This is a genomic window from Antrihabitans cavernicola (genome assembly GCF_008297975.1).
Lineage (GTDB): Bacteria > Actinomycetota > Actinomycetes > Mycobacteriales > Mycobacteriaceae > Antrihabitans > Antrihabitans cavernicola.
Genome location: NZ_VLNY01000010.1, coordinates 15964 through 38319 on the forward strand (window position 1 = coordinate 15964; position 22356 = coordinate 38319).

19 protein-coding genes and 1 riboswitch are annotated in these 22356 nt (G+C 66.1%); of the genes, 10 read left to right on the forward strand and 9 right to left on the reverse strand.

Translation table 11 applies throughout. The features are described from left to right. Nucleotides 1-4 precede the first annotated feature (4 nt). A complete protein-coding gene (locus FOY51_RS18850) occupies nt 5-778 on the forward strand; it encodes an alpha/beta fold hydrolase (RefSeq protein WP_235916525.1) in 774 nt (257 codons plus the stop codon). Here FOY51_RS18850 and FOY51_RS18855 read toward each other — a convergent pair. Genes FOY51_RS18855 through cobG form a run of 4 tightly spaced genes read right to left on the reverse strand, consistent with a single transcriptional unit; the run spans nt 775 to nt 4642 of the window. Continuing rightward, the gene (locus FOY51_RS18855; protein ID WP_235916493.1) at nt 775-1353 is read right to left on the reverse strand and encodes a SanA/YdcF family protein; all 579 of its coding nucleotides are present in this window, start codon (nt 1351-1353) and stop codon (nt 775-777) included. The genes FOY51_RS18850 and FOY51_RS18855 overlap by 4 nt on opposite strands. A gap of 38 nt (nt 1354-1391) precedes the next feature. Next, nucleotides 1392-2870, reverse strand: a complete 1479-nt coding sequence (cobJ, locus tag FOY51_RS18860; RefSeq protein ID WP_149431812.1) for a precorrin-3B C(17)-methyltransferase — start codon at nt 2868-2870, stop codon at nt 1392-1394. Continuing rightward, a complete protein-coding gene (locus FOY51_RS18865) occupies nt 2867-3493 on the reverse strand; it encodes a precorrin-8X methylmutase (RefSeq protein ID WP_149431813.1) in 627 nt (208 codons plus the stop codon). The genes cobJ and FOY51_RS18865 overlap by 4 nt, the downstream gene beginning before the upstream one ends. Nucleotides 3494-3517: 24 nt before the next feature. Continuing rightward, entirely contained in the window at nt 3518-4642 is a 1125-nt protein-coding gene (cobG, locus tag FOY51_RS18870) for a precorrin-3B synthase (RefSeq protein ID WP_149431814.1), read from the reverse strand. 8 nt (nt 4643-4650) lie between these two features. Next, nucleotides 4651-4803: riboswitch (cobalamin riboswitch) on the forward strand. 32 nt (nt 4804-4835) lie between these two features. Between cobG and cobN the strand changes: the two genes are divergently transcribed. Beyond that, complete coding sequence (cobN, locus tag FOY51_RS18875; protein ID WP_149431815.1) at nt 4836-8432, forward strand: cobaltochelatase subunit CobN; 3597 nt, start codon at nt 4836-4838, stop codon at nt 8430-8432. Here the strand turns inward: cobN and FOY51_RS18880 are convergent. Beyond that, on the reverse strand, nt 8396-9157 hold the full coding sequence (locus FOY51_RS18880) for a DUF8548 family protein (RefSeq protein WP_187776388.1): 762 nt from the start codon (nt 9155-9157) through the stop codon (nt 8396-8398). The genes cobN and FOY51_RS18880 overlap by 37 nt on opposite strands. 81 nt (nt 9158-9238) lie before the next feature. Between FOY51_RS18880 and FOY51_RS18885 the strand changes: the two genes are divergently transcribed. Both FOY51_RS18885 and FOY51_RS18890 read left to right on the forward strand, forming a co-directional pair. After that, nucleotides 9239-9619 (forward strand): PPOX class F420-dependent oxidoreductase, encoded by a 381-nt coding sequence (locus tag FOY51_RS18885; protein ID WP_149431816.1) that lies wholly within the window; start codon nt 9239-9241, stop codon nt 9617-9619. A gap of 42 nt (nt 9620-9661) precedes the next feature. Then, nucleotides 9662-11014 carry an amidase family protein gene (locus FOY51_RS18890; RefSeq protein ID WP_149431817.1) on the forward strand — a complete coding sequence of 451 codons (1353 nt, stop codon included), beginning with the start codon at nt 9662-9664 and terminating at the stop codon, nt 11012-11014. On the opposite strand, the gene FOY51_RS18895 is transcribed toward FOY51_RS18890, so the two are convergent. The 3 genes from FOY51_RS18895 to FOY51_RS18905 are packed head-to-tail and all read right to left on the reverse strand — an operon-like array spanning nt 10998 to nt 14645. Then, nucleotides 10998-12359, reverse strand: coding sequence for a metallopeptidase TldD-related protein (locus FOY51_RS18895; RefSeq protein WP_149431818.1), 1362 nt, complete (start codon nt 12357-12359; stop codon nt 10998-11000). The two genes, FOY51_RS18890 and FOY51_RS18895, sit on opposite strands and share 17 nt — an antisense overlap. Beyond that, a complete protein-coding gene (locus FOY51_RS18900; protein WP_149431819.1) occupies nt 12356-13876 on the reverse strand; it encodes a TldD/PmbA family protein in 1521 nt (506 codons plus the stop codon). The genes FOY51_RS18895 and FOY51_RS18900 overlap by 4 nt, the downstream gene beginning before the upstream one ends. Before the next feature lies 1 nt (nt 13877). Continuing rightward, complete coding sequence (locus FOY51_RS18905) at nt 13878-14645, reverse strand: TSUP family transporter (protein WP_149431820.1); 768 nt, start codon at nt 14643-14645, stop codon at nt 13878-13880. A gap of 43 nt (nt 14646-14688) precedes the next feature. On the opposite strand from FOY51_RS18905, the gene FOY51_RS18910 reads away from it, so the two are divergent. Then, nucleotides 14689-15861, forward strand: a complete 1173-nt coding sequence (locus FOY51_RS18910; RefSeq protein WP_149431821.1) for a sensor histidine kinase — start codon at nt 14689-14691, stop codon at nt 15859-15861. 16 nt (nt 15862-15877) lie between these two features. Next, on the forward strand, nt 15878-16537 hold the full coding sequence (locus FOY51_RS18915; protein WP_149431822.1) for a response regulator: 660 nt from the start codon (nt 15878-15880) through the stop codon (nt 16535-16537). 82 nt (nt 16538-16619) lie between these two features. On the opposite strand, the gene FOY51_RS18920 is transcribed toward FOY51_RS18915, so the two are convergent. Continuing rightward, the gene (locus FOY51_RS18920) at nt 16620-17228 is read right to left on the reverse strand and encodes a hypothetical protein (RefSeq protein WP_149431823.1); all 609 of its coding nucleotides are present in this window, start codon (nt 17226-17228) and stop codon (nt 16620-16622) included. Nucleotides 17229-17406: 178 nt separating this feature from the next. Here FOY51_RS18920 and FOY51_RS18925 point away from each other — a divergent pair, with 178 nt between their 5' ends. From FOY51_RS18925 to FOY51_RS18940, 4 genes are read left to right on the forward strand one after another with little or no spacing between them, the layout of a single operon-like run. Beyond that, nucleotides 17407-17949 (forward strand): FxsA family protein, encoded by a 543-nt coding sequence (locus FOY51_RS18925; protein ID WP_149431824.1) that lies wholly within the window; start codon nt 17407-17409, stop codon nt 17947-17949. A gap of 18 nt (nt 17950-17967) precedes the next feature. Then, entirely contained in the window at nt 17968-19569 is a 1602-nt protein-coding gene (locus FOY51_RS18930; RefSeq protein WP_235916497.1) for an amidohydrolase, read from the forward strand. Further along, nucleotides 19559-21145, forward strand: coding sequence for an apolipoprotein N-acyltransferase (gene lnt, locus FOY51_RS18935; protein ID WP_149431825.1), 1587 nt, complete (start codon nt 19559-19561; stop codon nt 21143-21145). The genes FOY51_RS18930 and lnt overlap by 11 nt, the downstream gene beginning before the upstream one ends. Next, the gene (locus tag FOY51_RS18940) at nt 21129-21974 is read left to right on the forward strand and encodes a polyprenol monophosphomannose synthase (protein WP_149431826.1); all 846 of its coding nucleotides are present in this window, start codon (nt 21129-21131) and stop codon (nt 21972-21974) included. Before lnt ends, FOY51_RS18940 begins: the two co-directional genes overlap by 17 nt. Nucleotides 21975-22356 lie beyond the last annotated feature (382 nt).

Genomic DNA, 22356 nt, shown 5'->3' on the forward strand with positions numbered 1-22356 from the left:
GACTATGGCGCTCGGCACAACTTTTGGCATCGGCGAGGCTGCCGCAGCCCCGGCGAAGCCGACCGTGGTGCTGGTCCACGGCGCGTTTGCCGACGCGAGCAGTTGGGACGGCGTTGCTGCCCAGCTCCGCGCTCAGGGCTATCCGGTGCTCACCCCGGACAACCCGTTGCGTGGACCATCGAACGATGCCGCGGTGATCAAGCGAGTGCTCGACGGGATCTCGGGTCCTGTTGTGCTGGTGGGTCATTCGTACGGCGGCGAGGTCATCACCAACGCCGCGCGCAACACGCCGAACGTCAAGGCGCTGGTCTACGTGTCCGCGATCGCGCCCGCGCAGGGAGAACCCGGTCAGCTCACCATCGACCCGATTCGCTACCCCGGAAGTGAACTGTTGCCGCCCGTCCTGCTGCCGAAGATCGTCGACGATCCGCAAGGTCCAGCGGGCAAGAATCTGGACGTCTACATCGCGCCGGATCGCTTCCGCGAAGCGTTCGCCGCCGACGTTCCTGCCGACAAGGCGGCCGAGATGGCCGCTCGGCAGAAGTCGCTGGCGCTCGCGGCGAACCTCGAGCCGAGTGGTCCGCCGGCCTACGAGAACCATCCCAGTTGGTGGCTGTTGCCGACCGAGGACAAGGCAGTGCCACCGTCGGCACAGCGTGCGATGGCGGCCAGAGCCCATTCGAAGGTCACCGAGATCGCCGGCTCGCACGCCATCCTGGTGTCGCACCCGGAGGCAGTGACCGCGTTGGTCGACGCGGCGGACGCCGCTACCCCCTAGCCGACAGCAGGCCGCGGTCGCAGAGCGAGATCGAGAATTGCCTTCGGCTCAGACAGCAACCACTCCCGAGCCAAGTTCTTGGCGAGGGTGATTCTGCGGCAATCGCATTCGGCTTCCACTCCGGCCGCATCGATCCCGATCGCACCGCAGAGCGCAAGCGACCGCGACAGGTGGAATCGTTGCGTCACCACCAGGGCACGCTCGATGCCGAACTTCTCCGAGGCGCGAACGATCGAGTCGTAGGTGCACACGCCGTACGGATCTTCGACTATCCGGTCGCGGGGGACACCACGTTCGATCAAGTACTGCGTCATCGCCGCGATCTCGTCGCCGGATGTGCCGTTGCCGTCGCCTGATACCAGCACCGTCTGCGCCTTGCCTGCCTCGATCAGGGCAGCGGTGGTGTCGAGTCGGCCCGCCAACATCGGCATCGGGCGTCCGTTGTCGATCCGCGCGCCGAGCACGATCGCCACAGGTGCGCTGGGCGCGCTGTCGACGGTGTGGATCCGGCCGCGCGCAGCAGCCTTGACGGCAATGTTTGCGCCGACGACTCCGGCGCCGATGACCCCAGCCACGCCCAGACCCGCAGCGACGGCAAGACAGCGGCCGAGCACTAGCCCGGGTACCGGCGAGAGGTGAACACCTTTGTGCCCGAATCAGACTCGACCAAGGCAGTCGTGGACGCGCCGATGATCAGCAGTGTCCGCATGTCGACATCGGCCGGAACGAGGTCACCGAGCGCGATCACCCGGACGCTCTCGGTGGGCCCCGATACGTCGCGGCCGATCACCACGGGTGTCTCCGGCCCGCGATGTTCGAGGAGTAGATCTCGCATTGCGCCGACCTGCCAGGTTCGCGACTTGGATGCCGGGTTGTAGACGGCGATCGCCATGTCGGCGGCTGCAACGGCAGAGATGCGTTGCGCCACAACGTCCCATGGCTTCAGGCGGTCGGACAACGAGATCACTGCGTAGTCGTGCCCAAGGGGAGCACCGACTCTGCTCGCGACCGCGTTGGCTGCTGTGACACCCGGCAGCACCCGCACCGGCACGTCGCGCCACCGATCTTCGGCAGCCACCTCGAGGACGGCCGCCGCCATGGCGAACACGCCGGGATCGCCTGACGACACCACCACGACGCGACCACCCCGTTGCGCGAGATCGAGCGCCATCGTTGCTCGCTCGGCCTCGACTCGGTTGTCGCTGGCATGGCGACGCTGGCCGGCGCGATGCGCGACGCGGTCGAGATAGGTGGTGTAGCCGACCACGTCGGTTGCCGCTGCGAGTTCCCGCCGGACCTCCGGGGTCGTCCAGTCGTCGCTGCCGGGTCCGAGGCCGACCACCACGACCTCACCCACGACCGCCTGATCCTTCGGCGCGGTCGGCCCCGGCACCAGGGCGATCGAGAAGTACGGGACGTCGTCGACCGGGACCTCGGCTGCGGGAAGGACGCGCTCACGGCCGGTGCTGGCGCGCTCGACGTACTTGGCATCACCGAGCCGACCCGCGTCCGACAATGCCTGCAGCACAGACGGATACGTTCGGCCCAGCTTGAGAATCGCTGCGGCGTCGGTTTCGCGAAGTCGCCGGGTGAGCTCGGCTGTCGGGAGGGTGCCGGGCAGAATCGTCAGAACCTGTTCGTGTTCGACAAGGGGCGTCGACAGTGCCGCGCTTGCCGCGCTGACCGATGTGACGCCCGGGATGATTTCTGTGTCGAATCGGTCGCTGAGCCGAGTGTGCATGTGCATGTACGAGCTGTAGAACAGCGGATCGCCCGCTGCCAGCAGTGCCACCGATCGGCCGGCCGCCAGATGCACCGCGAGGCGTTCCGCGGACTGCACGTAGAACTCGTCGATGGCGCCTTGATAGCCGCCGGGATGATCCGTCGTCTCGGTGGTCACCGGGTAGGTGAGATGTTCTTCGAGTTGGCCCTCCCGCATGTACGGAGCAGCGATCGCACGGGAGATGCTGCGGCCGTGCCGGGCGCTGTGGAATGCGATCACGTCGGCGTCGCCGATGACGCGCGCAGCCTTCACGGTGACCAGTTCCGGATCGCCCGGACCGAGGCCGACACCCCAGAGTTTGCCGCTCACTCGGTCTCGCTAGCGATGCCGTTGACAGCAGCTGCGGTGATGGCGCTGCCGCCCCTGCGACCCTGGACCACCAGGTAGTCGACTCCGCTCGGATGTCCGATCAGCTCGTCCTTGGATTCGGCGGCACCGATGAATCCGACCGGACCACCGACTATCGCAGCGGGCTTCGGGGCGCCTGCCGCAAGCATGTCGAGCAGGTGGAACAGCGCCGTCGGCGCATTGCCGATCGCGACGACGGCTCCGTCGAGCTGGTCACGCCACAGTTCCAGCGCCGCCGCCGACCGTGTGGTCCCGAGCTGTGCGGCGAGCTCTGGTGTGCGGGGATCGCCCAGGGTGCAGATCACCTGGTTGTCGGCAGGCAGCCTGCGCCGCGTGACACCCGACGCGACCATCTGCGCGTCGCACAGAATCGGTGCGCCTGCGCGCAAGGCGGCGCGGGCAGCGGTCACAACATCGGGGGTGTACGCGACGTCCGAGGTGAGATCGACCTGGCCACACGCGTGAATCATGCGGACCACAACCTGCGATACGTCCTGGGGTAGTCCGCCGAGATCGGCCTCGGCTCGGATCGTCGCGAAGGATCGGCGGTAGATCTCGGCGCCGTCCTTGATGTAGTCGTACATCCTGGCAACGATAGAGGGCGGAATTCAGGGGCCATCGATGCGATAGCCGGTGCCTGTCGCCACGACGTCGGGTACGTCACCGCCGGGCCGTCCACATTTGCGGTCGCATCCCACCCAATGTTGGCGGCCGACGATCGGCAGCTCGCCCGCGAGGAGTGCCTCGCTCAGATCGCCGCGGACATCGGAACGGGATTTCGCGCAACCGGGGCTCCCGGTGCACGAGCTCACGTCCAGCCAGGGCGAGGTCTCGTCGAAGATCAGGCCCATCGGGGCCAGCACGCGTACCACCTGCTCGGCGGCCCATTCGTCGAGGCCTGCGATCACGATGCTGCGCCACGGCGTCACGACGATCGGATGTTCCACCGCCGCAAGGAATTCGGCGGTGCGCGCGTCGAGCACGCCGAGACGGATGCCTGCGCCGAGGCTGACGTGTTCGCCGTGCGAGAGCCAGCCGACCGGGGGAGCGGTGACCGGCTCGAAGGTCAGTGGTGCCGCAGTGATCCGCAGCTCGAGTGCTGTCAGGACCCGTTCGACACCGCCGTCGATTTCGGCCAACCGCCACTGGGTGGTGCGCACGATGCGAAAAACTTCGGCCGCACGAATTACCGTTCGGATCGCGTCGACGGCGGGGATCCGAACGCCCGTATCGGATCCCGCGAGTATGAGCGCGAACTCGTCGATGCCGGTCGCATGTAGACCGACGTCCGCGCCGAGCGCGCTGACATCACCGCGGCCGTCGTCGATCGTGAACAGCGTGCGACCAGGCAATTCGGCAAGTGCCGGAGCGTCCTGCAGGGCGTCGTCGAGGTCGTGGACCAGGCGTCGAACGTCCACCAGGCCGCCGGTCAGTCCCGACAGCGGTGACGCCACGATATTGCGGACACGCTCGTGTGTGGTCGACGGCAGCAAGCCCGCGTCGGCGAGGCGATGTGCCAGTTCGTCGGGTCCGGTGATGCCGCGTAGCTGCAGGTTTCCCCGCGATGTCAGCTCGATTTGCCCATTGCCGAGGTCGCGGGCGGCTTCGGCAATCGCCTGCAGCTGCTCGTGTTCGAGTTGGCCGCCCGGCAACCGAATACGTGCCAGCGGCCCGTCGGCGGCGTCGTGGAGTTGCAACGCGCCGGGGCAGGCATCAGGTCTGGTGCGGGACATCGAATCCAGCCTACGGCTGCTGCGACGGTAGAATCCGACACGCTCTTCGGTATGCGGGGAATCCGGTGTGAATCCGGTGCGGTCGCGCCACTGTGAGTTTGTCCACGCGGGTTGTCGACGTGGACAACGAGCCAGACCTTCACCGTCGAGCGACAACCCGATGGGGCGCGCAACCCCGAGGAAGGCACCACCTGTGATTCTCCTGCTCTCGACGTCCGACACCGACCTGCTCAGCGCGCGCGCCAGCGGGGTCGACTATCGCTGGGGCAACCCGGCTCGGCTACTGCTCGACGACCTGCCGGTGCTGCTCGATGGCGTCGACTTGGTGATCGTTCGCATCCTCGGTGGGCGTCGGGCCTGGGAAGAAGGTGTCGACGCCCTGCGAGCGAGCTCCGTCCCGATGGTCGCCCTCGGCGGCGAATACGCGCCGGATGCCGAGCTGATGGAGTTCTCCACCGTCCCGATGGGGGTTGCGACGGCCGCCCACAACTACCTCGCCGAGGGCGGACCCGCCAACCTTGCGCAACTGCACCATTTCCTCTCCGACACGGTCCTGTTGACCGGGCACGGCTTCGAATCGCCGGTCCGAACCGCCAGTTGGGGCGAATTGGAACGCGACGCGGCAGACGTCGACGGACCCGTCGTTGCGGTGCTCTACTACCGCGCCCAGCACCTCGCCGGGAACACCGCGTACATAGACGCCCTGTGCGGCGCGATCGAGAAAGCCGGTGCCCGGCCGCTGCCGTTGTTCTGCGCATCGCTTCGCACCGCCGACGCCGACCTGCTGGAGACGCTGCGTCGCGCGGATGCGCTTGTCGTCACCGTGCTTGCCGCGGGAGGCACCAAGCCGGCGACCGCGTCGGCAGGTGGGGACGACGAAGCATGGGACATCGGCGCTCTCGCCGATCTGGACGTCCCGATCCTGCAAGGTTTGTGCCTGACCAGTGGCCGCGAGGCGTGGGCAGGCAACGACGACGGTCTGTCACCGTTGGACGTCGCCACGCAGGTTGCGGTGCCGGAATTCGACGGGCGGCTCATTACCGTGCCGTTCTCGTTCAAGGAGTTCGACGCCGACGGTCTGTCCAACTACGTGCCCGATCACGAGCGGGCGGCTCGCGTTGCCGGCATCGCCGTTCGGCATGCGAAGTTGCGGCACATTCCGGCCGCTGACCGCCGGATTGCGGTGATGCTGTCCGCGTACCCGACCAAGCATGCCCGCATCGGCAACGCGGTAGGCCTGGATACACCGGCAAGTGCTATTCGCCTGCTCACCGAGATGAGCAGCGCCGGATACGATCTCGGGCCTGTCGACGGCGACGACGCCATCCCGGGATTGGCGAGCAAGGACGGCGACGCCCTCATCCATGCGTTGATCGCCCGCGGCGGCCAAGATCCGGACTGGCTCACCGCCGACCAGCTGGAAGGCAACCCGATCCGCATCTCTGCGGCGCGCTATCGCGAGTGGTTCGCCGCTCTGCCCGCCGATCTCCGTCAGCGCGTCGAAGAGCACTGGGGTCCCGCACCCGGCGATCTGTATGTCGACCGTTCGGCCGACAAGGACGGCGAGATAGTCATCGCCGCAATGCAATTCGGCAACATCGTCATCATGGTGCAGCCGCCGCGCGGCTTCGGCGAACGCCCGGTTGCGATCTACCACGATCCCGATCTGCCGCCGAGTCACCACTATCTCGCCGCGTATCGCTGGATATCAGCGGAAGCGGCTGCCGGTGGATTTGGAGCCGACGCCATGATCCACCTGGGTAAACACGGCAACCTGGAATGGCTGCCGGGCAAGACTCTCGGCATGTCGGCGTCGTGCGGCACCGATGCCGCCCTCGGTGATCTGCCCCTGATCTATCCGTTCCTCGTCAACGATCCGGGGGAGGGCACCCAGGCCAAGCGCCGTGCGCACGCCACCCTCGTGGATCACCTGATCCCACCGATGGCCAGGGCCGAGAGTTACGGCGACATCGCTCGCCTCGAGCAGCTGCTCGACGAGCATCAGAACGTCTCCGCACTGGACCCATCGAAACTGCCCGCGGTGCGGCAACAGATCTGGACGCTGATGCGCGCCGCGAAGATGGACCACGATCTGGGCCTCGCCGAGCGTCCGGACGAGGACGTCTTCGACGACATGCTGCTGCACGTCGACGGCTGGCTGTGCGAGATCAAGGATGTGCAGATCCGCGACGGACTCCACATCCTGGGTAGTGCGCCGACCGGCGACGCCGAAGTGGATCTGGTGCTCGCGATGCTCCGCGCCCGGCAGATGTGGGGTGGCGAGCAGACGGTCCCCGGACTGCGTGAGGCATTGGGTCTGCAGGAAGACGACTCCGAAGCTCGGACCCGGGTCGACGAGATCGAGGAGCAGGCGCGCGGACTGGTTGCGGCGCTGCAGGAATCGGGCTGGGACCCGAATGCCGCCGATCGCCTTTCCGACGACGAGACCGTGGCCGCGATTCTGCGGTTCGCGGCAACCGAAGTGGTGCCTCGGCTCCGGGAGACCGACAACGAGATCGCCCAGGTGCTGCACGCACTGGACGGCGGCTTCATCCCGGCGGGTCCGAGCGGATCGCCGTTGCGTGGGCTGATCAACGTGCTGCCCACCGGCCGCAACTTCTATTCGGTGGACCCGAAAGCCATTCCGTCCCGGCTCGCCTGGGAGACCGGTCAAGCGATGGCCGACTCGTTGGTGCAGCGGTATCTGGCCGATCACCAGGAGTACCCGAAGTCGGTCGGGCTCTCCATCTGGGGGACTAGCGCCATGCGCACGTCCGGCGACGACATCGCCGAAGTGTTCGCCCTGCTCGGTGTCCGGCCGATCTGGGACGAGGCGTCGCGACGCGTCGTGTCCCTGGAACTGATCTCGCTCGAGGAACTCGATCGGCCGCGCATCGACGTCACCGTCCGCATCAGTGGCTTCTTCCGCGACGCCTTCCCACACGTGCTGGCGATGATGGACGATGCCGTCCAATTGGTCGCCGCCGCAGACGAATCCGGCGAACAGAACTACCTGCGCGCACACACTCGAGCCGATCTTGCCGATCACGGTGACGAGCGCCGCGCCACCACCCGCATCTTCGGCTCGAAGCCGGGCAGCTACGGTGCCGGACTGCTGCAGCTGATCGACTCGAAGCGCTGGCGCAGCGACGACGACATCGCCGAGGTGTACACCGCCTGGGGCGGCTTCGCATACGGGCGCGGACTCGACGGCGCACCCGCTGCAGACGATATGCGCACCGCCTACCGTCGAATCACGGTGGCAGCCAAGAACACCGACACCCGCGAGCACGATATCGCCGATTCCGACGACTACTTCCAGTACCACGGCGGGATGGTCGCCACCGTCCGTGCGCTCACCGGCAAGGACCCGGAGGCGTACATCGGTGACAGCACCCGACCGGAAGCCGTGCGGACCCGCACGTTGTCGGAAGAAACCACCCGCGTGTTCCGCGCCCGTGTCGTGAACCCGCGTTGGCTCGACGCCATGCGCAGGCACGGCTACAAGGGTGCGTTCGAGATGGCCGCCACCGTCGACTACCTGTTCGGCTACGACGCCACCACCAACGTCGTCGCGGACTGGATGTACGAGAAGTTGGCCGAGAACTACGTGCTGGACGAACAGAACCGCAAGTTCATGGCCGAATCCAATCCATGGGCCTTGCACGGTATCGCCGAGCGCCTGCTCGAGGCTGCCGAGCGTGACATGTGGGAGCACCCCGAGCAGGCCACGCTCGACGGCCTACGCCAGGCCTATCTCGAGACCGAAGGCGAACTCGAGGGCGACTGAGACTTGTCCGGAGCCGCAACCGGGTCTCGCACCACTTGCCGCCCGGACTCGAAACGCCATAGTGCGTACTCGAACTCGATGCGCGCGAAGCCGCACTGGCCTGCTACCCCGTCGAGAAGGGCGTCGGCGTCGTCGGGTTGCAGCTCCTTCGGTGCGACGTCCAGCGCTCGGGCAAGGTAACGCGCGACCAGCCGATCGTGACCCGGCACGGCCGCGCCGGTGAGCATCAGCAGATAACTCCAGGTCAGACCGGATCGCTGGCCAGGCGTCGCGGTCCACGCCGCTTCGATGGCCGCGAGCGTGTCGGTGCTGCGTAGATCGGCCGCATGCTCGATCTCGGCGTCCAGGAGGATGCGCGCAACCTGCTGTATCGCAGCAGATTTCAGCGGCGCGCCGGCATTGGTCGAGGTAGGTTTTCGATTGCCGATGCCGTCCGCCCACGCGTCGGGACCGCCGATTCGATCGAATGAACGCAGCAGATCGACGACGCCGTCATGCGTGGCGTCGGCGCCCTGGTCGCTGCGGAAATCGCTATACCGCGCAAGCACGTTCTTGACCGACGTGTAGTGCGATCGTGTCGATTGAATCGAGTCGATCACGCACAGCGCAAGCGAGTCTCGATAGTGCTCCGGCTTGATCCACTCGATCGGATCGCCCAGATCCGCGGCGCAGCGTTGCGCGATCGTCGGCGCTAGCGCCGACGTCGTTTCCAGTACAGATGCCATTTCTTCCCCCCGGTGTGAACAGCAGAATCGAACGACTTCGAGACTGGCACGAGGCACCGACAACAAACGTAGGGTTGTCGTATGACCAATCCTTTCGGCGCTGTCGGCACCGCCAAGTACGTGCTACTCACGACGTTCAAGAAAGACGGGACCCCGGTGGGTACACCGCTGTGGGCAGGCCTCGACGGCGATCGGCTCATCGTGTGGACCGAGGCCAATTCGTGGAAGGTGAAGCGGATACGGCGCAATCCCGCGGTGACCATGCAGCCCTGCGATCTTCGCGGCAAGCCGAACGGCGATGTTGTCGACGGGACCGCCACGGTCCTCGACGAGGCAGGCAGCGATCACGCACGCGAGGTGATCATGAAGAAGTACGGGCTGATCGGCTGGCTCACCGTGAAAGGCAGCGGGTTGCGCCGTGGCAAGTCCGGAACGATCGGAATCGCCATCGCGGCGAAGTGAGCGGTTGACCCTGACACCGTGTCAGGTCGTACACCTTCGACCATGACCGAATTCCTGGATGGTTGCGCCGTCGAAGCTGCGACAGCCATTCGCCGCGGCGAGATCTCCTCGCGTGCCCTCACCGAGGCGTTGCTGGCCCGCATCGACCAGCGGAACCCCGCCATCAACGCCGTGGTGGCCCTACGGCGGGACGATGCTCTGGCCGAAGCAACGGCAGCCGACGAGGCCGTGTCGACCGGCGCCGACGTGGGTCCGTTGCACGGCGTACCGATGACCGTCAAGGAAAGCTTCGACGTCTCCGGGATGGGCACGACGTGGGGCAATCCCGCGTTTGCCGCCTATCGGGCGAAGGCAGACGCCGAAGTGGTTCGGCGCTTACGGGCGGCGGGGGCGGTGATCGTCGGCAAGTCGAACATCGCATTCATGTTGTCGGACAACCAGACCGACAACGAGTTGTACGGTCGTACCGATAATCCGTGGCAGGTGCAGCGCACGCCGGGCGGTTCGAGCGGCGGCGCGGCAGCGGCGATTGCCACCGGAATGAGCTTCCTGGAGTTCGGCTCCGACCTCTCGGGTTCGGTGCGCAACCCTGCCGCCTTCTGCGGTGTGTTCGGCCTGCGTCCGACGTCCGGTGTGGTGCCGCAGACCGGCCATCGACCGCCTGGACCTGCCGGCGTGCCGCTCGGTGCGATGTGCCTGCCGACGATCGGCCCGATCGCACGGTCGGCACAGGATCTACGCGCGGCGTTGGAGGTCGTGGCCGGACCGGAGCAGCCGGAGTCCATGGCTCTCACCTGGTCGTTGCCTGCACCGCGGCATCGACGACTCGCGGACTTCCGGGTCGGCTACGTACTGGACGATCTTGCGGCACCTGTCGATGCCGACGTGACCGAGCGGCTGGCCGCAGCGATCGATTCGGTTCGGGCGAGCGGCGCTCACGTCGTGGAAGGTTGGCCGCACGGTGTGGATCCGCAGGAGCAGTTCCAGGACTTCGGATCTCAGATCGAGGCCTTCTTTGCACTGCACGGCGACGGTGCGCTGAGCCATCGGGATTTCGTCGCGCTCGACAACCGGCGAATCGACGCTCGAGCAGTCTGGGCGCGCTACTTCGACCGGTTCGACGTGTTCTTGTGCCCCACCAACATCGGCACCGCGTTTCCCCACGATGGGCGTCCTTTCGAGCAGCGCATGCTGCCGGGTGGGCGCCCGTATCACGAGCAGTTCTTCTGGACTGCGCACGCGACACTGGCCGGGCTCCCCGCCGCAACCGCACCGGCAGGTCTCACCGCAAACGGGCTACCCGTCGGGATGCAGATCGTCGGACCGCACTACGAAGACGACACCGTGCTGACGTTCGCCGAACTCGGTCCGTTCGAGTTCACGTCGCCTGGCTGACCGACGACATGTGGAAGTCCGGGATCCGCAACGGCGGCATGGCTGTTCGGGTGAAGTAGTCCTTCCACTCACGGGGCAGCGTCGGCACCGTGGCACCCACCTCGCTTACCCGGCGCAGCAGATCCAGGGGACTTTCGTTGAACCGGAAGTTGTTGACGGCGCCGCGCACTTCGCCGTCCTCGACCAGATACACGCCGTCACGGGTGAGGCCGGTGAGCAACAACGTGGTGGGATCGACTTCCCTGATGTACCAGAGGGTGGTCAACAACAGTCCACGCTCGGTGCCGGCCACCATGTCGTCGACGGTGGCATCGGAGCCACCCGTCAGTAGCAAGTTGTCGCCGGGCACCGCGACGGAAGTTCCGAATTCGGCTGCCGCGGAACGTGGATATGCCAACGCGTTGATCGTGCCGTCGCGCACCCACTCGACCCGATCCGCGGCAAGTCCGTTGTCGAACAACGATATCGACTCGCCCGACGATCCAGTCACCACGAACGGTGTGTATTCGAGGCCCGTCGCAGCCGGGTCCGAGAACAGCGTGAGCGGCAGATCGGTCAGCTTCTCGCCGACTCGAGTACCGCCCGCAGCCGACAGCGCAGTGCGGCCCTCCTCGGCGCCGCGCCCCTCCATCGTCCACAGTAGGTAGATCATCAGATCGGCGACCGTCGACGGCGGTAGCAACGTCTCGTACCGGCCCGCAGGAAGGTCGATACGACGCCCCGCCCAGTCGAGCCGTCGCGACAGTTCGCTCAGCAGGTCGGGTACCCGGACATCGGCGAAATCCTTTGTCGCCGAACCTGCCCACGCGCTGGCGGTGTCGCGTTTGCCGTTGATCTCCAGCGATCCCGTCGGCTGCACGTGCCTACGACGCAGTCCACTGGAGGTGCCGAGCCACACCGTGTCGATGTGATGATCGGCGAAGCCGTACAGTCGATCGGCGCCGTCGAATCCGGTCGCCAGGTCGGCCGCCACCCCGGCGAACACATCGATGGAGGTCGCGGTCGGGCCGTCGCCCCAGGAGGTCGGCACGGCATCGCCTGCGACCAGCGGCATTGCGTCGTCGGACGGCTCGGCGGAGCGCGCCGCCGCCTCGGCCGCGGCGACCACCCCCGCGATATCGTCGGCGGCGACGCTGGTGGATGTCACGCTGCCGACCCGCGCCTCGGTGCCAGATCGGACGATCGCTATCACCGTCCAGGTGCGCGAGGTCGCAATGCCGTTGGTGGTCATGGAGTTTCCCGCCCACCGCACCGATGCTTCGCTCGTGTCGGTGACGATGACTATCGAGTCGTCGACTTTCGCCAACGCCAGTGCCCGTTCGACTACCTCCTGTGCCGCGATCACCGACCTGCCTCCGACTTGGTGTTGAGTACGTTGACGCCACGAAACAGGGCGGACGGGCAGCCATGGCTCACCGCGGCGACCTGTCCGGGCTGGGCTTTCCCACAGTTGAACGCACCGCCCAATTGCCACGTCGACTTGCCGCCGACCGCTTCCATCGCGGCCCAGAATTCGGTGGTGGTCGCCTGATACGCGACGTCGCGGACCTGACCGGCGAGTTGTCCGTTGCGGATTCGGTAGAACCGCTGCCCGGTGAACTGAAAGTTGTAGCGCTGCATGTCGATCGACCAACTCTTGTCGCCCACCACGTAGAGGCCGTCGGCCACCTTCGCGATCAGCTCCGCCGTGCTCACATCGTTGCGCGGATCCGGTTGCAGGGACACGTTGGCCATCCGTTGTATCGGCACGTGATGCGGCGAATCCGCGTACGAACATCCGTTGGAGCGAGACAGACCGAGCCGCGGCGCGAAGACCCGATCGAGTTGATAGCCGACCAGTACACCGTCGCGAATCAGATCCCACTGCTGCGCGGCAACGCCCTCGTCGTCGTAGCCGATGCTGGCGAGACCGTGTTCCTGTGTCCGATCGGCCGTCACGTTCATCACCGGATTCCCGTACCGGAGTGTGCCGAGCTTGTCGGGGGTTGCGAACGAGGTTCCTGCGTAAGCGGATTCGTAGCCGATCGCGCGATCGTATTCGGTGGCGTGACCGATGGATTCGTGGATCGTCAGCCAGAGGTTGGTGGGATCGATGACGAGATCTGTCGGGCCCGCGACCACACTGGGTGCTTTGACCTTCTCGCTCAACCATTCCGGTATCTGCGCGAGCTCCGACGTCCAGTCCCAGGTGGCGTCGGTGCTGACATATTCCCATCCGCGACCGGCAGGCGGTGCCAGCGTGCGCATCGTCTCGAACGCTCCCGCAGACTGATCGACGGTGATCGCCTCGAGCTGCGGATGCAGCCGAACCCGTTGCTGTGTCAGGGATGTGCCGTACGCATCGGCGTAGAAACTCTGTTCCTTGACCTGCAGGACATAGGCGCTCACGTGGTCGACGCCGTCCGCCGCCGCGAGTCTCCCCGAATACTCGGCCAGCAGCCCCACCTTGTCGGACGTCGATACCTCGAACGGATCGATCTCGTACGGCGAAATCCACTCGGCGTCGTCGTAGACCGGTTCGGCCGCCAGCTCCACCCGCTCCCTGTTCAGGGCGCGCAGTGTGGTGGCCACGGTGACCGCATCGCGCGCCGTTCGCGCGGCGGTGTCGGTGCTCAGCTCCGCGTGTGACGCGAATCCCCAGGTGCCGTCGACGATCACCCGCACTGCCAACCCGACGACCGCGCCGTCGGCGACGGACTGGACTTTGCCGTCGCGCAACCGGATCGACTGAGTGATGATCCGCTGAATTCGGAAATCGGCATGCGTTGCACCCGCCGACTTGGCAGCGGCAAGAGCGGCGTCCGCCACCGATCGTAGGGGGAGCGCTCGGAAATCCTCGTCGACAGTGCTCACGACGATCACGCTAGCCGAACTGCTGCCAGCCGAGGCGGATCACCATCACCACCACCACGACCAGCAGGACTATGCGCACGAATTCCGCGCCCTTGCTCAACGCCATGCGCGAGCCGAACACCGACCCCACCATGTTGCAGGCGGCCATCGCCAAGCCCAACAGCCACATGACATTTCCGGTGGACGCGAAGAAGACCAGCGCGCCGAAGTTCGATCCGAGGTTGACGACTTTGGCCATCGCCGCGCTGCGAACGAATTCGGTTCCGAGCATGGTCGCGAACACGATGATCAGGAACGTGCCGGTGCCGGGCCCGAGGATGCCGTCGTAGAAGCCGATGAGGGCTGCTGCGAGCGCAACCACGAGCAGTACCCGCCGTCGTGTCGGCGGCTGCTTGGCCAGCGTGATCCCCACCTGCGGGCGGACCGTGACAAAGATGGCGACACCGATCAGCACCACCATGACAATGGGAATGAACAGGTCTTTGTCGATCAGCGCTACGGCGGCCGCCCCGCAGCCGGACGCCACGGCGGCGAGGAGTCCGGCGGGGACCATCAGCTTCCACTGCATCGGGATCTTGCGGGAGAACGTCGCGACGGCCGCTCCGGTGCCCGCGATTGCCGACACCTTGTTCGTTCCCAACGCTTGTTGCGGCGTCAAACCTGGTGCGACGAGAAGCAGTACCGGCAACACGATCAGGCCGCCACCGCCTACCACCGCATCCACCCATCCAGCCGCTCCCGCTGCCGCAAGCAGTACTGCCCAATCGATGGTTCCCACGTCAGTGACTCAATCACAGGCAAGTCGGACATAGGCTTGGCGCATGCGTCGGTTCAGTTTGTGGCTGCGGGGAAAGCCGGTGGTGGCCGATTCCATCCTTGCGGCCGCGTTGTTCGTACTGGAAGTGATCTCCAGTTTCCAGAGCAACGTTCCGTGGCTCTTCCTGGTCGTCGGGCTGGCGCTGTGCACACCGATCCCGTTTCGGCGCAGCTATCCGCGGATCGTGGCAGCAGTCCTTCTCGCACTGTCCATGACGTCGACCATCATCTCCTGGGCAGTCGATTTCACCCTCGCAGGCCATCCTGCGTTGCTGGGTCTGGCCATCGCGCTCTACACGCTGGTCGCCTACGTCGGTCGGCGGCAAGCGGCAGTGTATGTCGTTGCACTGGTTGCCGATTCGGTGCTGTCCATATCGCTCCTGCGGCAAGGCATCATCGAATCCGCAGGTATCGCGGGTCTGATTTTCGCGCTCGCCTGGATCACCGCAGAATTTCTCGGCGCCCGTCGGGCATACGACGAGGAAGTCGCGGCGCGGCTCGCTGTTGCCGACTACGACAGAGAGCGCAGCGCACACGAAGCTGTCGCGGCGGAACGCACCCGGATCGCCCGCGAACTGCACGACGTCGTTGCGCACGCGGTGAGCGTCATGATCGTGCAAGCCGACGGTGCGTCGTATGCGATGCGCACGGACCCTGCCACCGCGGAGAAGGCGTTGTCGAACATCGCAGGGACCGGTCGACAGGCGTTGGGGGAGTTGCGCCGCACAGTTGCCCTGCTCCGTGTCGAGCAGGCTCCCGAGGAGCTGCCACAACACGGCACCGCCGGTGTCGCCCGCGTCGTCGACATGATGCGCAAGGCGGGTCTGCACGTGGAACTCGAACAAACGGGCCAGCTCGACGACGTGGCGCCGCCGGTGAGTCTGGGCGTGCATCGCATAGTGCAGGAATCGCTGACCAATGTGTTGCGCCACGGCGGCCCGAACCCGAAGGCCTGGGTCCGGGTGGAGCGACACGATCGCGATGTCACGGTCGTCGTCACCGACAACGGTTCCGGCGGGCCGGAGTTCACCCACCCCGGTTTCGGCGACGGCAGCGGTCACGGTTTGGTGGGTATGCGCGAACGGGTCGCGGTGCTGCGCGGAACGCTCGACGCGGGTCGACGGGCGGACGGTGGTTGGCGGGTGCGGGCGAGGCTTCCCCTGCAGTTCGACGACTGAACGCTACATTCGAGGCGTGCCTATCACCGTGCTGCTTGTCGACGACCAAGAGCTGATGCGCATGGGTCTGACCATGGTGCTGGGCGCGCACGACGATATCGAGGTGATCGGCGAGGCCGGAAACGGCGCCGACGCGGTCACGAAGGCCCGAAATTTGCAGCCCGACGTGGTCCTGATGGATGTCCGGATGCCGGTGGTCGACGGCGTGCAGGCCACCAAGGAGATCTGCGAATCACCCAGTGCGAGCAAAGTTTTGGTGATGACCACGTTCGATCTCGACGAGCATGCGTTGGGCGCGCTACGTGCGGGAGCCAGCGGATTTCTGCTCAAGGACACGCCGCCGGAAGATCTCGTGTCGGCGATCAGGAGTGTCGCCGCCGGCGATGCGGTGGTCTCTCCCAAGGTGACTCGTCGCTTGCTCGCACGCTTCATCGCGGATCATCCCAGCGAATCCGTCGATCCGGTGGTCCTCGATGTATTGACCAGCCGCGAACGCGAGGTACTCGAGCAGTTGGCAACAGGACGATCCAACGCGGAGATCGCGGGGGAGCTGTTCTTGTCCGAAGCAACGGTGAAAACCCATGTGGGCCGGGTGCTTACCAAGCTCGGGTTGCGAGATCGGGTGCAGGCGGTGGTCTTTGCCTACGAAGCGGGCATCGTCAAACCCGGCAGCTGAGACGACTGCGGTGGCTCGCCTACGAGACGGGCCGATCCGGCCCGACTCGTAAGCTCGCCACCAAGTTTGTGCAGTGAACGGATCAGGCGTCGAAGCTGCCAACCGTGGGCAACGCGAAGCAGTTCTTGCCCGACGTGTAGCCGACTCCGCCGAACAATGCTGCGAGCACGGTGCCCTGACCGGTATTGATCGTCTTCGACAAGGTGGGGATACCGGCGAGGCTGTCGTCGAGCTTGGTGACGCCACCCTGGAACGTGCCGAGGTTGATCCAGGCGACGCTCAGATCGGACGTCTTGGGAACGTCGACAAATCCGGGGATTGCCTGGAATCGGAGATTGCCGCGCTCGATCCACGGCGGGATCGGGAAGTTCGGTCCGGCCTGCGCGCTGGCCACCGTGACCGTGACGGGTGTGCCGCCGATGCCGCAACCGAGCGTCGGCGCCGGGTACAGGAACGGCTGCGGCGTCGTGATGCCGAGTTCCAACGCCGCGGGCGCAATTCCGGCAGCGCCGAGCAGATTCGCGATGGCAGCGGACGCCTCGGGTGTGTTTGCGGCAGCCAACAGGTCGGCCGGAATGGCCGGAACCGCAGGTGCGGGGGCCGCTGCCGCCGTCCCGGCGAACACCAGTCCTGCCGCGCCGGACGCCAGGATTGCTGCCAGGCGACGCATCAAGCGAGAACGACGACTCATGCCAAACTCCTCGGGAAGCTGTGACTGATGTTTCTGATGTGACTGCATGTGAACTGCATCACGAGCGATGTCTCGATGTCAACTTGAGGGTTTGAATTGTTATCGCGCGAATCCGCAGTCGGGAGAAAACCGGCGGCGTCGGACGTTGAACGGGGTGAGGGAGTCGAAAGGACACCACATGCCGATACTTCTGTTCGTTGCCTACGTTGTCGCCGAGATCGCGGCATTTGCCTGGGCTGTCAGCACCATCGGGGTGCTGTGGACCATCGTGCTGCTGCTCGCGGGATCCGTGATCGGCATGGTTTTGGTCCGATCGCAGGGCCGCAAGGTATTCGCCGGTCTCCGCCGAGCAAGCCAGGGCGAAAGTTCGCCGACAAGGGCTATCGCCGACGGAGTGCTGGTCGGCCTCGGAGCGGTGCTGATGTTCGTTCCCGGCCTTGTGACGTCGGTACTCGGGTTGTTGCTGCTGCTTCCGCCGACCCGCATGGTGATCCGACCCGCGGTCGTACTGCTGGGTGCGCGCCGATTCGGCGCGCTCGCCGCCGCTGCCAGTGCGGGCGGTCGTGTGTTCGGTGGCCGCGCCTACAACTCGGCAACCGTCATCGACGGCGAGGTGGTCGACGAGTATCCGACGACCGCCGGCTACCCGCGCTACGACCGGCCCGCGATCACCCGTGCGACCGTCGAAGGGGACACCGGGTCGCAGTTCCCCCGCACTTAGCGGGCAGACTGCCTAGCTGTGGGTACGCAACTACTGGTCGACGGCCGCATCTACAGTCCGAGTTCGCCCGACGCGACCGCGATGGCCGTCACCGACGGGACCGTCGTGTGGGTCGGGGCAGATCAGCCCGCGCGCGCATTGCATCCGGACGCCGAGATCATCGACCTCGACGGCGCTTTCGTTGCCCCGGCGTTCGTCGACGCCCATGTGCACACAACCGCGTTGGGTCTCAAACTCACCGGGCTCGATCTGTCCGGTGCGGGATCGGTGGAGCAGTGCCTCGACCTGGTGCGTCGATTCGCAGAGGCGAACCCGGCCGGGCTGATCTGGGGTCACGGGTGGGACGAGTCCAGATGGCCCGAGTCGCGACCACCATCGGTCAGCGAGATCGACGACGTCGCATCGGGCCGATTGGTCTATCTGTCGCGGATCGATGCGCACTCGGCTGTGTGCTCGTCGGCGCTGTGCGCTGCAACGCCGGGTTTGGATGCCGCACTGGGCTTTTCGCGCACCGCCCTGTTGACGGCCGAAGCGCACCATCGCGTCCGGATGGCCGCGTTGTCGGCGCTGACTCCCGACCAGCGCGCACAGGCGAGGGCGGCCGCACTCGATGCAGCCGCGGCGAACGGGATTGCCGCCGTTCACGAATGCGCAGGTCCGTACATCAGCGGGCCACTCGATCTACGTGAGCTGCTGACCACAACGCACGGCGTCGAGGTTCGCGCGTATTGGGGTGAGGCGGTCACCGATGCCGAACAGGCCCGCGCGCTGCTCGCGGAGACCGGCGCGCACGGCCTTGCAGGCGACCTGTTCGTCGACGGCTCCCTCGGATCGCATACGGCGTGGTTGCACGAGCCGTACTCCGACGATCCGCATGCGGGCACAGGAAACAGCTACCTCGATGTCGACGCGATCGCCGCTCACGTGCGTGCGTGCACCGAGATCGGCGTGCAGGCCGGCTTCCATGTGATCGGCGACGCCGCTGTGTCCGCGGTGGTCGACGCCATCGAACGCGTAGTCGCCGAGGTGGGCGGACCAGCCGTCGCGGCGTGCGGGCACCGGCTCGAGCACGTCGAAATGTTGACCGCCGCACAGGCCGCAAAGCTGGGCACGTGGGGCGTGATCGCCAGTGTGCAGCCCGGATTCGACGCGGCATGGGGCGGCGACGCCGGCCTCTATGTCGACCGACTCGGCGTCGAGCGGGCGGCGGCAATGAACCCGTTCGCCGCGATGGCGGCCGCGGGCGTGTCGTTGGCGATCGGCTCCGATGCTCCGGTCACGGCGCTGCAGCCATGGTCGGCGATCCGCGCTGCCGTGCGACACCGGACCCCTGGCAGCGCTATCTCGCCGCGGGCCTCCTTCTCCGCCGCTACCCGAGGCGCGTGGCGTGCCGGCGGTGTGCGCGACGGACTCGCGGGGACCTTGGTGCCCGGCGCGCCTGGGTCGTACGCGGTGTGGGAGGCCGACGACCTGGTGGTGGGCGCCGCTGCCGACTCGGTCCAGCGTTGGTCGACGGACCCGAGATCCCGGGTACCGGGACTGCCGCGCCTCGACGCCGACGACCCCGACCCGACTTGCCTGCGCACCGTGCACCGAGGAGCAACGATCTATGAGCGGTGAGCGGCGAAAGTCCGTCCTCGCCTGGCATCCCGTCATTCGCAACCAACTCCTGGCAATCGTCGCCGGTGTGCTGCTGTTCGCGAGTTTCCCGCCGCGACCCCTGTGGTTCCTCGCTCCTGTCGGAATCGCTGTGCTGGTGCTCGTGTTGCGCAGCGGCGTCTCGATCCGCGGCGGTTTCGGCTACGGATTTCTCGCCGGCCTCGGCTTCCTGGTTCCGCTGTTGCCGTGGATCGGCGTGTACGTGGGCCCGGTTCCGTGGTTGGCGCTCGCAGCGGTCTGCGCCCTCTACATCGGGCTGTTCGGCGCACTGAGTCGCGTAGTGCTGCGACTTCCGGTCGCACCGCTGTGGATCGCCGCGATCTGGTCGCTCACCGAATGGTTCCGGTCGTCGTTTCCGTTCGGCGGTTTCCCATGGGGCAGGCTCGCGTTCGGCCAATCCGGTGGGATCTTTCTTCCGATCGCGAGCATCGGCGGAGCGCCGTTGGTCAGCTTCGCGGTTGCGCTGACCGGTGCCGGGCTCGCGTATCTGGTGGCAAGTCGCACGCGCAAGGCGGTGGCCGTGGCAGCTGTCGCATCGGTGCTGGGCCCCGTGATCGGGTTGGCGTTGTGGCCCACGTTGCCCGGCATGAATTCCGGCAACCGGACCATCACGGTCGCCGCGATCCAGGGCAGCGTCCCTCGCCTAGGACTCGACTTCAACTCACAGCGGCGGGCCGTTCTCGACAATCACGTCCGCCGCACGCAGCAATTGGCGAGCGATGTCGACGCCGGCCGTGCTCCGCAACCGGATGTGGTGATCTGGCCGGAAAACGCGTCCGACATAGATCCACTGCGCAATCAGGACGCGTACGACGAGATCACCGAGACGTCGGAAGCGATTCATGCGCCGATCCTCGTCGGCGCGGTGCTACTCAACGACGATCGCACCACCACCAACTCGGTCATCGTGTGGAACGGCGCAGACGGTCCAGGTGACAGGCACGACAAGAAGATCATCCAACCGTTCGGCGAGTACCTGCCGTGGCGGGGCTTCTTTCGGCACTTTTCGTCGTACGCGGATCGAGCAGGCTACTTCGTGCCAGGTCACGGCAACGGGGTGGTGAGCGCCGCCGGAGTACCCATCGGCGTCGCGACCTGTTACGAAGTGGCCTTCGACCGCGCCTTCGAAGAATCGGTGCGCAACGGCGCGCAGCTGCTTGCCGTCCCGACCAACAACGCCACGTTCGGCGATACCGAAATGACGTACCAGCAGCTGGCGATGTCACGGGTGCGCGCGGTGGAACACGGTCGCGCGTTGGTCGTCGCCGCAACCAGCGGGGTGAGCGCGATCATCGCTCCCGACGGCTCGGTGATATCGCAAACGCAGCTGTTCACACCCGACGCGTTGGTGGCGAAGGTGCCGCTGCGCACCGGTACTACGCTGGCAACCCGATTGGGTCCGATTCCGGAGGTTGTGCTCAGCATCGCCGCCGGCGCAGCCGTCGTCACCGCCCTGGTGCGGCGGAGGCGGGACCGGGTGACACCGAACACGCCTGCGATTGCAGGCAGGGAGGACCTCGATGTCAGAGACGACTGAGGGACCAGAAGACCGGGGACCAGAAGACCGGGGACCAGAAGACCGGGGACCAGAAGACCGGGGACCGGCGATCGCGGCGAGCACTCTCGTCATCATCCCCACCTACGACGAGCGGGAGAACCTCCCCAGGATCGTTGCCCGGGTGCACGCTGCGCTCCCGACGACACACGTTCTGGTCGTCGACGACGGCAGCCCCGACGGTACCGGCGACATCGCGGACCGGTTGGCTGCCGAGTCGTCCGGACGGATCGCGGTATTGCACCGCACCGAGAAGAACGGCCTCGGTGCCGCCTACATCGAGGGGTTCCGCTGGGGGCTCGATCGTGGCTACGCGGTTCTCGTCGAGATGGACGCCGACGGCAGCCACTCGCCCGAACAACTACATCGCCTCCTCGAGCAGATCGAAGCGGGCGCCGACCTGGTGATCGGGTCGCGCTATGTGCCCGGCGGCAGCGTGGTGAACTGGCCCAAGCGCCGTGAGGTGCTCTCGCGCGGTGGCAACATCTACTCGCGGTTGGCCTTGGGTGTGAAGATCAAGGACATCACCGGTGGATACCGTGCTTACCGCCGAGCCGCGCTGGAGTCCCTGGACCTCGGCGCGATCGAATCGCACGGATATTGTTTCCAGGTCGACCTGGCCTGGCGGCTGATCCAAGGCGGTGCCGCCGTGGTCGAAGTGCCGATCACCTTCACCGAGCGCGAGATCGGCGAGTCCAAGATGAGCGGCAGCATAGTGCGGGAAGCGCTGGTCAAGGTCACGGCGTGGGGATTTCGCAACCGGGTGCAGAAACTCCGCGCACTCACCGCCGGAACCAAGGTACGTGCCTGATTTCATTGTTGGAAACAAACCGCACGATTGTAGAAAGCTAGGGCCGACTGGGCATTGCCCGATGTTTGCCTCGATCGATCTTCGTTGTCGCCGTGCGCGGACGTGACGGACTTTCGCTTCCTCAACGAACATGGCCGTGACCAGCGGTAATCGATTCCAGCCGAACGTGTTTGGTGGTCGCTCGAAGCTGTAACGCACATTTCATCGAACTTTCAATATCGAATACCGATCTGAACCGTTCTGCCGATTCACCTTTCGTCCAATCTCCGACCCATCCGTTTTCTGGGTCGTAACGAATGACGGACGCAACCCTGCACCTATCCGTTAGGAGAGGTGCGTGCGCTCGCCTTTCTCGAGAACGGAGCGATTGATGAAGCCACTG